This window comes from Methylobacterium sp. 174MFSha1.1, from assembly GCF_900116815.1.
In the GTDB taxonomy this organism is placed as follows: Bacteria; Pseudomonadota; Alphaproteobacteria; order Rhizobiales; family Beijerinckiaceae; genus Methylobacterium.
The window spans coordinates 31,850-45,943 of the sequence record NZ_FPCB01000047.1; the positions used below are offsets into that span (position 1 = coordinate 31,850).

Below are 14,094 nucleotides of genomic sequence, written 5' to 3' on the forward strand. Positions count from 1 at the left end.
GGCCCGTGGGGGACGCCCGTTATCTTCCGAACCGCGACGCTATGCCCGAACGGTTAACAAACCCTGTTCCTGTCCCGCAAGCGGTTAGGAAACCGCCGACGGGCCGGACGCTTGCGGGTTGGCGTTCCGTGCCGGCCGAATCGCGGTAGCATACCTGCATCCCGCTCCTGCCGGGCCGCCTAAATGACTCGCATCATTGAGGCCCACCCCTGATGTTGCGCCCGCGCCACGCCCCCGGAGAACATCCGGGCACCCGAGGCGGATCCCATCTGCCTCAGTGTTAAGGAGAGGGGTAAATGGATCGTTGATGGAATCCGGCAATGGCAGCGTCACGGTTCGGGAAACGGCCTCGTATCAACAGGATGGTGCCGGGAGAGGGTTTATGAGCGGGTCCGCGGCCGGGGGAGGGCGCTTCGAGGTCGCCCGCGCGGCGCTCGCCGGCATCGAGGAGGTCGAGACCTTCGGCCGGGTGGTGGCGTTGCGCGGCCTCCTCATCGAGGTCGCCGGCCCGGTGGCGGCGATGCGGCTCGGCGGCCGGCTCGACGTCGTGGTGAACGAGGCCGCCGGCACCGCCGTGCCCTGCGAGATCATCGGCTTCTCCGGGCCCCACGCCCTGGCGATGCCGTTCGGCTCGCTCCAGGGGGTGCGTCGCGGCTGCCCGGCCCGGGTGCGGGCGGAGGGCGCGGGCGCGATCCGGCCGAGCCGCGCCTGGCTCGGCCGCGTCGTCGACGCCCTGGGCCGTCCGATCGACGGCAAGGGGCCGCTGCCGCCGGGCCCCGCGGCTTACGGCCTCCAGGCCGATCCGCCGCCCGCCCATGCGCGGCGCCGGGTCGGGCCGCCCCTGGACCTCGGGATCCGCTGCATCAACACCTTCCTGACGATGTGCGCCGGCCAGCGCATGGGCATCTTCGCCGGTTCCGGCGTCGGCAAGTCGGTGCTGCTCTCGATGCTGGCGCGCTACACCGCCGCCGACGTCGCGGTGATCGGCCTCGTCGGCGAGCGCGGCCGCGAGGTGCAGGAATTCCTCCAGGACGACCTCGGGGAGGAGGGCCTCGCCCGCTCGGTGGTGGTGGTCGCCACCTCCGACGAGCCGGCCCTGATGCGCCGCAACGCCGCCTACGTCACCTTCGCGCTGGCCGAGTATTTTCGCGATGGCGGCGCGCAGGTCCTGTGCATGGTCGATTCGATCACCCGCTTCGCCATGGCCCAGCGCGACATCGGGCTCGCCGCCGGCGAGCCGCCGACCGCCAAGGGCTACACGCCGACGGTCTTCTCCGAATTGCCGCGCCTGCTCGAGCGGGCGGGGCCCGGGACCGGCGAGGGGGCGATCACCGGCCTGTTCACGGTGCTGGTCGAGGGCGACGACCACAACGAGCCGGTGGCCGACGCGGTGCGGGGCATCCTGGACGGCCACATCGTGATGGAGCGGGCCATCGCCGAGCGCGGGCGCTACCCGGCGATCAACGTGCTGCGCTCGGTCTCCCGCACCATGCCGCGGGCCTGCGACCCGGATTTCCTCCCCGTGGTGCGCCGGGCCCGGAGAGTGCTCTCGACCTATGCCGACATGGAGGAGCTGATTCGCCTGGGGGCCTACCGCCCCGGCAGCTCGCCGGAAGTCGACGAAGCGATCGGTTTGATGCCGGATCTGGAGGCTTTTCTGGGGCAGGGTAAGGAAGAAGCAACCTCCATCCGCGAGGGTTACGAACGCCTCGCCGCGATCGTCGGCGGGCCGTGAGGGCCGGTCGCGCGGTCCGCCGACGCGGCCGCGTGACGGCGCGTGGCGGACTCACAGCTCGGCCGCAAGCCGCTGGCGGGAGTAGAGTATCGATGAAGTCGCGGGACACGCTCATCCGGCTGCGCCGCTTCCAGGCCGACGAGAAGCGCCGCAAAGTCGCGCAAATCGAGGCGATGATCGCCGATTTCGCCCGTATGGCCGCCGATCTCGACCGCGAGATCGGCCAGGAGGAGCAGCGGGCCGGGATCTCCGATCCGGCTCACTTCGCCTACCCGACCTATGCCCGTGCGGCCGCGCAGCGCCGCGACAACATCCGCCGCTCGGCCGAGGATCTCGACGCCCAGCTCGCCGCCGCCAAGGCGGCTCTGGCCGAGGCCTTCGAGGAACTGAAGAAAGTCGAGATCCTCGACGACCGCGAGCGCTCGGGCGAGCGCGCCGCCGAGAATGCCCGCGACCAGGCCAGCATGGACGCGATCGGGCTCGGCCGCGCCCGGGCCTGACGGATCACCCCGCCAGCAACGGGACCTGCCCGGCAGCATTGCGGGGCAGGGCGCCGGTGAGCCGCGGATCCGGCGCGACCTCGATCGCCCGGGCATAGGGTACGAAGCCGGAGCGGCGGTAGAAATCGACCGCGCCCGGATGGTCGAGGGTGCAGGTATGCACCCAGAACCGGTCGATCGGCCGCGAGAACGCCCGGCTGACGGCCTCGTCCATCAGCCGCCGTCCGAGGCCGCGGCCGACCGCTCCCGGCACGAGGCCGAAATAGGCGAGCTGCACTTCTCCCGGCCGGCGCCGGTCGAGCTCCATGAGGCCGATGTCGCCGTCCTCCCCGACGAGGGCCAGGGCCTCGAACTCCGGATCACCCAGGATTGCCGACAGCGCCTCGTCGCTCATCCGGGCCCGGCCGAACCACAGCCAGGGCGTCCCGATCGCCGCGTAGAGCGCGCGGTAGCGGGGCAGATCCGCGCCGATCGCTGCGAGCCGCACGGGCACACGCTCCCGCCGGGGAGGGGGCTCGCGCATCTCCAGATAGGTCACCACGGCGGCGACGTGGGTCGGCGGCACCGAGGTATAGCCGTCGAGGTTCAGGCGCGGTCCGTCGGTCGGGTGGTCGCTCACGGCGCGGCTGTCTCCTGTGGGAAGAGCGGGGCCCGAGGGGGCCGGGCCGTTTCCCTTGTGTCAAGCTTTCCCGTGCCACGCTGTCGCGATGCGGGCTCCGCGCCGTCCGGACGACTGGGCGAACGGGGCTTGGCCATTAGATGACGAATCGGGCCGGCCGCCGGACCGCTGAGAGGCACGACCATGCACGACGCCCACGCGCGGGACCGCCGCCGCTTCACGGTCGTCACCGAACCGCGCGCGCAGGTGACGCGCCGCATGATCGAGCGCCGCGACGGCCCCGCCCTCGAATGGATCGAGGCCGAGCCCGCCGGCGAGCCCCGCGGCGCGCCGCTCCTGTTCGTGCACGGCGCCTTCGGGGGCGCCTGGATGTTCGAGGAGATCTTCCTGCCCCACCTCGCCCGGCGCGGCCGCCGCGCGGCGGCCATCAGCCTGCGCGGCCACGGCCGCAGCGGGGGCGGGCGCGACCTGCGCACCGCCTCGCTCACCGATTACCTCGCCGACCTGAAGCTCGCCCTCGCGCAATGGGGCGAGCCGCCGGTGCTGGTCGGGCACTCGCTCGGCGGATTGCTGGCCCAGCGCGTCCTCGGCCACGTGCGCTTACGCGGCCTCGTCCTGATGGCGTCCCTGCCGCCGGAGGGCCTCGGCCTCGTCGGCTCGCGCATCGCGATGACCGATGCGGGCTTCTGGGTCGAGGCGCTGGCGGGCTCGCTCCTGCCCGGCCGCGAGCCGGCGGTGGCGCTCGCCCGGCACTGGCTGTTCTCGGAAGGCCTGCCGCTGGAGCGGGCGCAGAACTACGCCGCCCGGATGTCGGCCGAGAGCCCGGTGGCGCTCGCAGAAGCGCACGTGCCGGTCCTGCCGCTCTCGGCGGCCTTCGCGGGCGTGCCGGCCCTGGTCCTCGGCGGTGCCGACGACCGCATGATCTGGCCGGCGACGACGTGGCGCACCGCGCTCTATCACGGCGCCCAGCACCGCACCGTGCCGGGCATCGCCCATTTCCTGCAGCTCGATCTCGGCTCGGAGGGCGTCGCCCGCCTGCTCCTCGACTGGCTCGACGCAAGAGGCGCCTGAACGAGGGGAGCCTGAGCCGGGAAGGCCCGGACGGCGCGCGCGGCGGGGAGCCCCCCGGGCCGGCGGCATCGCGGAAGCGGCACGAAACCGTCACGATCCCATGAAAGGAGGGGCCCGCCGCGACGGGCCGTCCTTGCGGTCGCCCGCAGGGTCGGGCAGAAGCGCGCGCGAGAATTGGGGACGCGACGACCGCGATGAAGAAGATCAAGGATTTCATCTGGCCGGTCATCGGCCTCGGGGCCGTCGTGGTCTCGGTCTACCTGCTGTGGCACCTGCTGAAGGGCCTGTCCTTCGCCGACGTGAAGGCGAGCCTGGCGGCGATCCCAGCCCACCGCTACGCCCTGGCGGTCCTCTCGACCCTGGTCGCCTATGGCGCGCTCGCCTGGTACGACCGGATCGCGCTCCTGCATCTCGGCGTGAAGGGCATCTCCTGGCTCTTCGTCTCCGTCTGCTCCTTCACCACCTATGCGCTGTCGCACAATATCGGCGCCTCGGTGTTCTCCGGCGCCGTGGTGCGCTACCGCGCCTACACGTCGAAGGGCCTCTCGCCCGCGCAGGTGGCGGTGCTGGTGGCGCTCTGCTCCTTCACCTTCGGCCTCGGCACGGCATTCCTCGGCGGCCTGGTGCTGGTCCTGGAGCCCGAGCTGCTGCAGCGCGTCGCGAGCCTGCTGCCGCCGGTGCTGGCGAGCCCGACCACGGCCCGCCTCGTCGGCTTCGGCCTGCTCGGCTTCGTCGCCCTCTACGTCATCGGCTCGATCCTGCACTTCCGGCCGCTGCACATCCGCTCGTTCAAGATCGAGTATCCGCGCCCCAACATCATGGGCCGCCAGCTGATCGCCGCGCCGCTCGAGCTCCTGGGCGCCGCCGGCATCATCTACTTCGCCCTGCCCGAGGCCGGAAATCCGGGCTTCCTCGTGGTGCTCGCGGTGTTCCTCGCCTCGTTCTCGGTGGCTCTGGTCTCCAACGCGCCGGGCGGCATCGGGGTGTTCGAGCTCGTCTTCATCACGGCGATGCCGGACCTGCCGAAGACCGACGTGCTCGCCGCCGTCCTGATCTTCCGCCTGTTCTACCTGCTCGTGCCCTTCGCCCTGGCGATCGGCGTGGTGCTGCTGTTCGAGCGCGGCCGCCTCGCCGACGCCCTGCGCAACAAGGCGAAGTCCCCGGCCACCGTGCCGCCGCCGCCGGTCGACGGCCCCGGCATCACCCCGGACCTGCGCGACGTTCCGGTGCGCAAGGCGGTATGAGCCGAACCCGCCTGCGCCGCGCCGGGCTCGGTCTCCGCGCCCTGCTCGGCCTGCCGGCGGGCGGCTTCCTGATCCCGTACCGGCATGCCGGTACGGCGCGGGCGGAGGGCTACCCGGCCCTCCGCCCGATCTTTTTCAGGGCCGAGCCCGCCTTCCGGGCGGTCCTGGCGGCGATCGAAGCGTACGCCCCCGATCTCGACCGCATCGCCGCCGGCGGTCCGGGCCTCGTCGGCGAGCGGCCGGCGCGCTTCACCCAGGACTGGTTCCCGCGCCTGGATGCCGCCGCAGCCTACGCCCTGGTGCGGCGCGAGCGGCCCCGCCGCATCGTCGAGGTCGGCTCGGGTCACTCGACCCGCTTCCTCGCGCAGGCCGTCCGCGACGGCAATCTCTCAACGGCGATCACCTGCATCGATCCGGAGCCCCGCGCGCCGCTGGCCGGCCTCGGCCTGCGCCACGAGGCACGCCTGTTCGGGCCGGCGGATGCGGAGGCCGCGGCGTCGCTCGAACCCGGCGACGTGCTGTTCATCGATTCGAGCCACGTCGCGATGCCGGGGACCGACGTCGACCGTCTCCTCCTCGACGTACTGCCGCGTCTCGCCTCCGGCGTCCTCGTGCACCTGCACGACATCTTCCTGCCGGACGCCTACCCCGAGGCGTGGGCCTGGCGCGGCTACAACGAGCAAGTGCCGGTCGGCACGCTGCTCCAGGGCGGCGCCTACATTCCGCTCTTCGCCAGCAGCTACGTGGCGGTCCGGGCCGGCTGGCCCCTCGACGGCGTCCTCGCGCGGCTGCCCCTGCCGCCGGGCGCCTTCGAGACCAGCCTGTGGCTGCGCAAGGCGTGAGATTTCCGCGGCGATCCCTCGAATGCCACCGATCGGGTGCGATGCCGGATTAACGCCGGACGCCCATCGTGATCTCCGCATCCGGCCGGAACGCGCGGCCGCGACGAGGGGATACGGTCATGCGTGCGGGTCTGATGGTCGGGCTGGTCGCCCTCGGGAGTCTGGCGGCCGCGGCGCCCGCGGAGGCGAGGGGCCGGCGCGGCGGTGCCGTGTTCTTCTTCTCGAGCCGGAGCCATGCCGCCCCGGCGGAGAGGGTGACCGGCCAGGCCCCGGTACAGGAGCCACGGACGCGCACGGCGGCGGCCGAGGCCGGCGGGCCGGAGCCGATCACCACCGGAACCACCCTGCCGGTCGTACCGCGCGAGGCCGCTCCCGCACCCGTTCCCGCCCCGGCGCGGCCCTGGTGCACCGGTCGGGTGTTCGGGTCCGGCGAGGGCTTCTGCGCCATCAATTAGCGCGAGGCGAGCCGGTCGCGCGGGAGAGACCGGCGGCGTCTCAGTGACCGCTGGTGCGGGCCGGCGCGGAGAGGCGCTCGACGTTGTTGCGCACGTGCTCGCGGTAGCGGTCGATCACCGCTTCCGGCGTGCCGCCGCCGAGCAGGGTGCCGGTCGCCTCGAGGGCCGCGCCGATCTTCTCGCTCACCATCCGCTGCGCCTCGACCTGGCCGGCCACGCCGCCCCAGGCGAGCTTGACCATGCGGAGCTCGATCACCCGTTGGGATTCCATGGCGAGCATCGCCGTCGCGTACCAAGCGTCCAACATCCCGATTTCCTTCGCGTTTTGCAAATCGCAGGCGGCCCGGACCGGCCCCGTGGCGGGGCCGGCCCGGGAATGGATCAGGCGGCGCGGGGGCGGGGCGCCTTGAACGCCGGGAGTCGCTCCATCCGGCGGGCGAGGTCCTGCCAGCAGGCGAGCGCCGCATCCACGGCCCGGGTCATCTCGGCGGCCTGGAGCTGCGCGAGGTCGCCCGGGGTGCGGACCGCCAGCGCGGCCTTCCAGAAGGCGAGGGCCGCCTGGCTCTCGCCCTGGAGGAAGGCCGCGAGCCGGCCGTTGATCTCGATGAAGCCCTGCATGGCGGCGAGCGGGACCTCGTCCCGACCCTTCGCGCCGGGCTGCTCCGGGGCCGCTTCCGGCGCGTCGGTAGTTGCGGCGGGCGCCTCGTCCGCGACCGGCTCGGCGACGGGCGCCTCGGCGGTCGCCGGAGCGGCGTCCTGGCCGTCCGGATCCTGCGCCGGGGCCGGCTCAGGCTCTGGGGCGACGGCTTCGGCCAGCTCAGCCGCGGGCTCTTTGGCGACGGGCGCCTCGATCGGCGATTCCGGCGCCGCTTCGTCGACCTTGGACTCGTCGGTCGCCTCGGCAACGGGCGCCTCGACGGCGGCATCGGCCGCCTGTTCCGGCTCGGCGGCCTCCGACAGGTCCTCCGCCTCGGCGGTCGGAGCGGCGTCGGGCTGCTCCGTCTCGGCGGAGGTCTCGATCTCGGCGGTCTCGTTCAACATCGCCTCGTCGGACGTCGGCTCGCTGGCAGTGATCTCGCTCGCGACCGGTTCGTCCGTGGTCAGTTCGCTCGTGGTCAGTTCGCTCGACTTGGCAGGATCGTCCGTCCGCGCCGCCGTCCGGACGGGGGGGCGGCGGGGGGGCTTGCGGGTTCTGTCGCTGCGGCGCGTCGTGGTCATGGCTCGGCCTCCTCGGAGTAGCGGGCGCCGCGTCCCTGGCGCGTCGCCCGGCGGGCGGCCGCCCTCACCCGATGCGGGGGCGGACGCGCGGAGCCGGCGCGCCGGCAGGCTCGTCCGGGGCACCGGCAGGTCGGCGCGGATCGAATTCGCGCGGCCGATCGGCGGCGCGACAGGATGCGCCGCCGGTCACATCCCCTGGGCCGCGGGTCCTCGGCGGATCGCGACGGCCGGATCGGGAATGACGTTCGGCCCGGCCTTGGCGGCGAGGCGGAGCCTCGTTCTGGACAGGCCCGGGCCTCGGCCGGGCTGTCCTGGCGCATCGTCGACGAAGCGGATCCCGGTTCGTCGACGGTACGCGGCAAGACCAGTGATCCGGAGCCTCCGCCGATCGCGCTGCGATCGGCGGAGGCTCCAGGCGTGATTACGCCTTGGCCTGGGCCTTGTTCAGGTCAGCCTTGATCGCCTCCGACAGGGTGGCGAACTCCTTCGCCTGGCCCTGAAGCGCGCTCATCTGGTTGCGCATGTACTCGCCCTGGAGCTCGAGCGCCTCCTTGACGTCGCGGCTGCGCACCAGCTTCTCGGCGAGATCGAAGGTCGCCGTGGCGTGCTGCTCGGTATAGTCGAAGCCGCGGGTCACGGCGGCGCCCATGCCGGTCTGCGAGGTCTGGGTCGAGGACTGCACGGTCTCGGCGAGCTTGCGGGCGGAGCCCAGGAAGGTGCCGAACGCCGTGCGGGCGTTCTGGACGCCCTTCTCGGCGAAGTCGCGCATCTCGGACGGGATCTCGAAGGGCTTCTGGGTGCTGCTCATGGGCGTTGCCTCTGGCTGTCGCTACGCGCGCCGCCCGTGAGGATTTGTGCGACGCAGCAATTACGATGCTGCAACGCAGCGCGAGAGTCAACGGGTCGTGGTCGGGGGAGGGCTTGCAGCGGCGCGAAACAGCTCTAGGGCGCCGGCACCGCTCCCCGGCTCCGCTCGGGAAGACGACGGATGATCAGCTGCGCCCGGATCGGACGAAGGATCTCCCCTCGCGAGCCGAATCCGTCGATCAGTCTCCACTTTGCTCTAACAATCCGGCGCCGATGCGGCAGCGGACGGGTCCGATACCCGGATCCCGGTCCCCGAGCCTCCATACATCACGTTCCGTTAAGGTTTTCGGCGCCGAATCGCGGCAAGCTGGCGTTAACGAAACCGCGTCATACTCAGGGACAATCGTGATCCCGGGTTCGGGACATCCTCAGCTGCCGCCGGCAGTGCTACGAGTACCTGACGAGGACTGCCGATGCGTGCCCTGCGGTTCCGCCCCCATCCCGCCATCCTCGCGGCCGGCATCCTCGGCCTCGGCACCCTGTCGGGCTGGGGCGCCTACGCCGTCTCCTCCTCGGGCAAGAGTGCGCTGCGCGCCCAGCTGGCGGAAACCGAGGGTCAGCGCGACGCGCTCGCCGCGCGCTTCAAGCAGTTCCAGGACGTCGAGGCCGAGCTGCGCGACCGCCAGGCCAAGATCGCCGCGACGCGGGACGAGATCGCCCAGCTCGGCGCGACCCGCGACAAGGCCAAGGCGCAGCTCACCGCCACCCAGCGCGACCTCGCCTCGCTGACCAAGCGCCTCGACCAGGCGAAGGACAAGGTGACCCAGACCGGCAGCATCACGCCGCCGGCCGCAGACGCGGCCAAGAAGCCGGCGCGGTGAATAGCGGCCTGATCATAGAAAATATGTGGGATTGCCCCAAGGTTCCCGACTGACGCGACTGCCACTGCGTATCCTGCGGGCTCGGCCCAAGCAGCGTCACGGCGTGAGCGCGTGTCCTGGCCAGCAACAGGTCGGCATCGACGTAGCCGGCATCGACCAAGTGCGTATCGGGGAAGAGATCGTGGGCTGCCAGGTCGGCATGGATCGACTCGAGTGCGTCGCGGTCGGCGATCGGGGCCAGCGTGGTCGCCACGTGAGTGATCAGGCGGGGGCGATCCGGGTCGCAGGTCACGGTGAGGTGGACCGTGTAGCCGATCCACGTCGTCGAGCGTTTCCGAGAGAGGGTGTAGGCAGCGACGGAGACGAACAGGCAATCCGCGAAGATCTCGACGGGCGCGCCCGAGGATGCAACGCCCGAGTCGCAGGAGTGGAGTGGGAGCCGGCAGGCGCCTGCATAGACCGAGGCCGCCATCGTGTGCCCGATGAAGGCCGCCGGCACCACGACGATGATCCGCTCGCGGGGCGGGACCGGCAGCCCGGCGAAAGGCTCCGGGCGAACCGGCTCTTGCCTCGTGGCCGAGCCGAGGACGCGATGACCTGCGTCGCCTCGCGGAGGCATCGACCCGATACGGGACGGCCATGTTCGGCCTCCAGGCGATCGTGAGCGCTACGCGGCGCCCACGATGAGCCTGCTGGCTCGTCTATGCTCCGCACCCCGACAGCGGACCGGCGGAAAGCCATTCGCCTCCGCGGCGGTGGACAGGCCGGGAACGGACGACTCAGGCGGCGACGACGGGTCGAGCGCCCGGTCCGCCGCCTGCCCGGAGGAACGATCAGCTCGCAACCGTTGCCGGCATGACGACGCCCGCGCTCGTCCGGTGGACCCTGCCGGCAGCGAATTCAGCCGAGGCGGGCGCCCTCGTGCATCAAGTGGGCGATGGCTTGGCCGTGGGTGAGCCCCGAGGCGATCACCTCGCGGCCGCGATAGATCGTGTAGGTGCCGTCCTCGGTCCCGACGATGCGGATCTCTGGCATGGAGCGCTCCCCTGAGAAGCGGCTGCACGGACGCGACTGGACGCACTCTACTCCGATCGGAGCGAAAGCGCGAGATGCGTACCGCGGGTGGGGCGCGTGTGGTGCGGCGCGGTCCGGCGGCAATGGCCCATCCCGGCCCCGTCCATGCCTTGGCGGATGGGGCGATCGGCGCTGGGGTCGCTACCGCGCTCGGCCGCAACGCGGGATAATCCGGCAGGGGTGCTCGAATGCCTTGCCGGCACAGGAAGCAACGCGATGAAATTGCCTCAGCGGGCCTCCGATACGAGGCCGATCAGCCTCGATCGCCGCGAAACGGATGGAGCCAAGGGAGCAGACCGGCGACCTGCCGAGGCCGATATCGCCGCGGGCTTCCTCGTCGAAGTCATGGGAGAGGACGTGGCCGCCGCGTTCTTCGCGCGGTTCGGCGCGGTCATGGCGGATGCCTGCCGCAGAGCGGAGAACCTGGCCCACGTGCTTCGCGCGGAGGACGAAGCCGAAACCGAGCTGCCCGTGAGCCAGGTGCGGCGCGTCGGAGCCGTTCCGGATTCCGTGCCGCCGGAGGACGAGCCGCGCGTTCACGCGCTGGCGGCGACGATCGAGCGGGGGGAGGAGCTCGCGCCGATCGTCGTGATGATGCGGCCGAAGGCGTGCTCCGCCCGGCCCTACGACGTGATCTCGGGGTGGGACGAGTTCAGGGCCCTGGTCGACGTCCTCGGCCGGACCACGGTGCCGGTCCGCATCGTCCCCCCGGTCCCTCCCGAAACCCTGACCTTGTTCGACGGTGCGGATGCCTGACGCTGGCGGGCAGGGTGGCGCCCTGCCGCCGGTCCCGTGAGGATGAAACGAATCGCGCCCCGGGCGCGACAGGCAAGGCCGTTCGCACCCCGGCGCGGTCGCGACCGGGCCGCGCCGGATCGACCGGCATTCCCCGCGCGCCAGCGTTGCGGCATCGTCGATTGACGGGACGCGCACCGGCTCCATAGGCTGCCCCAATGACCGCCGCCTCCCTCGTCCAGTCCGCAGCCCGTCCGGCCATGCCGGTCCTGGCGGCACTCAGCGTCGCGCATCTGCTGAACGACACGTTGCAGTCGATGATTCCGGCGATCTACCCGCTGGTCAAGGACACCTACGGCCTCGACTTCGCGCAGATCGGCCTCATCACCCTGGCCTTCCAGGTCACGTCCTCGCTGCTGCAGCCGCTGCTCGGCTACGTGACCGACCGGCGGCCGTGGCCGCACGCGATGGTCGCCGGGATGGGGGCGACGTTGGCCGGGATCCTCGGCCTGTCCTTCGCGTCGAGCTACACGATGGTGCTGGCCTCGGCCGCCCTCGTCGGGACGGGGTCCGCGGTGTTCCACCCGGAGGCCACCCGGATGGCGCGGCACGCCGCGGCGGGCCGGCAGGGCCTGGCGCAGGGCGTCTTCCAGATCGGCGGCCATGTCGGCTACGCGATCGGGCCGCTGCTGGCCGCGGCCGTCGTCGTCCCGCACGGGCAGGCGAGCCTGTCGTGGTTCTCCGGCATCGCGATCGTCGCGATGCTGCTGATGTCCTGGACCGTGTCGCTCCACATGAACGACCGCCGCCGGCAGGCCGCCGCGGGCGCGAAGCCGGTGGAGGCGAAGGCGCCGGGATTGCCGGCGGGCCGCGTCGCCTTCGCGATGACGCTGCTGATCCTGCTGCTGATGTCGAAGAACGCCTATCAGGCGAGCTTCACCTCCTACTACACGTTCTACCTGATCGAGCGGTTCGGGGTCAGCGTGCAGGCCTCGCAGCTCATGCTGTTCGGCTTCCTGGTCGTCGGGGCGGCCGGCGTCATCCTGGGCGGCATGCTGGGCGACCGGATCGGTCGCGACCGCGTGATCTGGATCTCGATCCTCGGCCCGCTGCCGCTCGCGCTCCTCCTGCCGCACGCGGACCTGTTCTGGACCGGCGTGCTGAGCATCGTCACCAGCTTCGTCATGGCGAGCGCCTTCTCGTCGATCCTGATCTACGCGATCGACCTCGTGCCGCACCGGGTCGGCCTGGTCGGCGGCCTGTTCTACGGCCTCTCCTTCGGGCTCGGCGGCCTCGCGGCGGGCGGGCTCGGCCTGCTGGCCGACCGGCTCGGCATCGTCGAGGTGTTCCGCCTCTGCGCCTACCTGCCGGCAATCGGGCTGCTGGCCTTCCTGCTGCCGCGGCGCGCGGGGTAGGATCCTCGCCCGCCGCCTCCGGAGATGGCGGCGACGCGGGGCGCGCGGCCTAGGCGCCTGGGCCCGGCCCGCATCTTGACGGCACCGGCGCGTTCCTGGACGAGCGGATGGCCGGCGCAAGCATGCCATCTTGGGACGAGACGATGCCCGAAGACGATCCTCACCCGACGCGCCGTACGGTCCTCGGCGGCACCGCGGCCCTGGCCGCCCTCCTCTCGGCGGGAACCGCCGCGGCGCAGATGCCGGCGCCCGCCGCGCGGCGCTCGCGGCTGATCCTGCTCGGGACCGCCGGCGGCCCGACGCCGAAGCCGAACCGGGCCGCGCCGGCGCAGGCCATCGTGGTCGACGGGCACACCTACCTGGTGGATGCCGGCAACGGGACGGGCCGGCAGATGGTGCTGGCGAAGCTGAAGCTCGGCTCGCTCGACTCGGTGTTCCTCACCCACCAGCATTCGGACCACAACGCCGATTACGGCAACGTGCTGCTGCTCGCCTGGGCGACCGACCTCGCCCACCGCGTCGACACCTACGGGCCGCCGCCGCTCGCCCGGATGACGCGCCAGTTCCTCGACCTCAACGACTACGACATCAAGACCCGGATGGCCGACGAGGGCCGGCCGCCGCTGGCCGACCTGATCGTGCCGCACGAGATCACCGGGCCCGGCCCCGTGATGCGCGACGAGCGCGTCGCCGTGACGGCGGCCCTGGTCCAGCACCCGCCGGTCGAGCCGGCCTTCGCCTACCGCTTCGACTGCCCCGACCGGTCGATCGTGATCTCGGGCGACACCCGCTACTCGCCGAACCTGATCGCGCTGGCCAAGGGCGCCGACGTCCTCGTCCACGAGGTCATGTACCTGCCCGAGCTCGAGAAGCTGATCGCCACCGAGCCCAACGCCACGACGCTGCGCGAGCACCTGATCGCCAGCCACACCACCACCGAGGAGGTCGGACGCGTCGCGACCGAGGCCGGCGTCAAGACGCTGGTCCTGTCGCATTTCGTGCCGGGCGGCTACCCGTTCATCAAGGACGAGGTGTGGCTCGACGCGGTGCGGCCTCACTTCAAGGGCGAGATCGTCGTCGGGCGCGATCTGATGGAGTTGTGAGAATCTGTTCCAGGAGTTGCGCTGGGATATCCGGTACGGACACAGACGACACTTACCGTCATCCCGGGTTCCGCTTTCGCGGCCCCGGGATGTTGGGGTGGACGGCCCCCGCCGGCATCATAAGTGCCAGGTTGAGGTCGTCTGACACCCAACCGAGGAGACCGTCCGTGACGCAGATTAGCATCATCGGCCTGGACATCGCCAAGTCCGTCTTCCAGTTCGAGGCCCAGGACGCGCAGGGCGCCGTGGTGAGCACCGAGCGCGTCTCGCGCGACAAGCTGCTGCCGGCGCTCAAGAAGATCCCCGCCACCATCGTGGCGATGGAGGCCTGCGCCACCGCCCATCACTGGGCGCGCCAGATCCGGGCTCTGGGCCACGAGGTGCGCCTGCTGCCG

At 71.8% G+C, this 14,094-nt stretch carries 16 protein-coding genes and 1 pseudogene; 11 read left to right on the top strand and 6 right to left on the bottom strand.

The window, feature by feature from the left end:
* The first annotated feature begins 382 nt into the window (after positions 1–382).
* On the top strand, positions 383–1,735 hold the full coding sequence (gene fliI / locus BM430_RS29515) for a flagellar protein export ATPase FliI (protein WP_093570787.1): 1,353 nt from the start codon (positions 383–385) through the stop codon (positions 1,733–1,735).
* A gap of 92 nt (positions 1,736–1,827) precedes the next feature.
* Complete coding sequence (fliJ, locus tag BM430_RS29520) at positions 1,828–2,235, top strand: flagellar export protein FliJ (RefSeq protein WP_093570788.1); 408 nt, start codon at positions 1,828–1,830, stop codon at positions 2,233–2,235.
* 4 nt (positions 2,236–2,239) lie between these two features.
* Here fliJ and BM430_RS29525 read toward each other — a convergent pair whose 3' ends face one another.
* Positions 2,240–2,854, bottom strand: a complete 615-nt coding sequence (locus BM430_RS29525) for a GNAT family N-acetyltransferase (RefSeq protein ID WP_244539714.1) — start codon at positions 2,852–2,854, stop codon at positions 2,240–2,242.
* A 183-nt stretch (positions 2,855–3,037) separates the two neighbouring features.
* Between BM430_RS29525 and BM430_RS29530 the strand changes: the two genes are divergently transcribed.
* From BM430_RS29530 to BM430_RS29545, 4 genes are all read left to right on the top strand, one after another.
* Entirely contained in the window at positions 3,038–3,925 is an 888-nt protein-coding gene (locus BM430_RS29530; protein WP_093570789.1) for an alpha/beta fold hydrolase, read from the top strand.
* A gap of 194 nt (positions 3,926–4,119) precedes the next feature.
* Positions 4,120–5,169 carry a lysylphosphatidylglycerol synthase domain-containing protein gene (locus tag BM430_RS29535; RefSeq protein ID WP_093570790.1) on the top strand — a complete coding sequence of 350 codons (1,050 nt, stop codon included), beginning with the start codon at positions 4,120–4,122 and terminating at the stop codon, positions 5,167–5,169.
* Entirely contained in the window at positions 5,166–6,011 is an 846-nt protein-coding gene (locus tag BM430_RS29540) for a class I SAM-dependent methyltransferase (protein WP_093570791.1), read from the top strand. The genes BM430_RS29535 and BM430_RS29540 overlap by 4 nt, the downstream gene beginning before the upstream one ends.
* Positions 6,012–6,130: 119 nt before the next feature.
* Positions 6,131–6,466, top strand: coding sequence for a hypothetical protein (locus tag BM430_RS29545; RefSeq protein WP_093570792.1), 336 nt, complete (start codon positions 6,131–6,133; stop codon positions 6,464–6,466).
* 40 nt (positions 6,467–6,506) lie between these two features.
* Here the strand turns inward: BM430_RS29545 and BM430_RS29550 are convergent, their stop codons facing one another.
* The 3 genes from BM430_RS29550 to BM430_RS29560 form a co-directional block, all read right to left on the bottom strand.
* Complete coding sequence (locus BM430_RS29550) at positions 6,507–6,773, bottom strand: hypothetical protein (RefSeq protein WP_093570793.1); 267 nt, start codon at positions 6,771–6,773, stop codon at positions 6,507–6,509.
* 74 nt (positions 6,774–6,847) lie between these two features.
* Positions 6,848–7,684 (bottom strand): phasin family protein, encoded by an 837-nt coding sequence (locus BM430_RS29555; protein ID WP_093570794.1) that lies wholly within the window; start codon positions 7,682–7,684, stop codon positions 6,848–6,850.
* A 421-nt stretch (positions 7,685–8,105) separates the two neighbouring features.
* On the bottom strand, positions 8,106–8,492 hold the full coding sequence (locus BM430_RS29560) for a phasin (protein ID WP_093570795.1): 387 nt from the start codon (positions 8,490–8,492) through the stop codon (positions 8,106–8,108).
* Between the two features lie 472 nt (positions 8,493–8,964).
* Between BM430_RS29560 and BM430_RS29565 the strand changes: the two genes are divergently transcribed.
* Entirely contained in the window at positions 8,965–9,372 is a 408-nt protein-coding gene (locus BM430_RS29565; protein WP_093570796.1) for a hypothetical protein, read from the top strand.
* Here the strand turns inward: BM430_RS29565 and BM430_RS29570 are convergent.
* Both BM430_RS29570 and BM430_RS35610 read right to left on the bottom strand, forming a co-directional pair.
* On the bottom strand, positions 9,329–9,871 hold the full coding sequence (locus tag BM430_RS29570) for a hypothetical protein (protein WP_143132162.1): 543 nt from the start codon (positions 9,869–9,871) through the stop codon (positions 9,329–9,331). The two genes, BM430_RS29565 and BM430_RS29570, sit on opposite strands and share 44 nt — an antisense overlap.
* 401 nt (positions 9,872–10,272) lie before the next feature.
* The gene (locus tag BM430_RS35610) at positions 10,273–10,407 is read right to left on the bottom strand and encodes a hypothetical protein (protein WP_280142293.1); all 135 of its coding nucleotides are present in this window, start codon (positions 10,405–10,407) and stop codon (positions 10,273–10,275) included.
* A gap of 219 nt (positions 10,408–10,626) precedes the next feature.
* On the opposite strand from BM430_RS35610, the gene BM430_RS29575 reads away from it, so the two are divergent.
* From BM430_RS29575 to BM430_RS29590, 4 genes and pseudogenes are all read left to right on the top strand, one after another.
* Positions 10,627–11,202: a hypothetical protein gene (locus tag BM430_RS29575; RefSeq protein ID WP_143132163.1), complete on the top strand. Its 576-nt coding sequence runs from the start codon at positions 10,627–10,629 to the stop codon at positions 11,200–11,202.
* Between the two features lie 197 nt (positions 11,203–11,399).
* Complete coding sequence (locus BM430_RS29580; protein ID WP_093570799.1) at positions 11,400–12,596, top strand: MFS transporter; 1,197 nt, start codon at positions 11,400–11,402, stop codon at positions 12,594–12,596.
* 143 nt (positions 12,597–12,739) lie between these two features.
* Positions 12,740–13,699 carry an MBL fold metallo-hydrolase gene (locus BM430_RS29585; RefSeq protein WP_093570800.1) on the top strand — a complete coding sequence of 320 codons (960 nt, stop codon included), beginning with the start codon at positions 12,740–12,742 and terminating at the stop codon, positions 13,697–13,699.
* A 167-nt stretch (positions 13,700–13,866) separates the two neighbouring features.
* Positions 13,867–14,094: pseudogene (locus tag BM430_RS29590) on the top strand (IS110 family transposase); the annotation flags it as partial.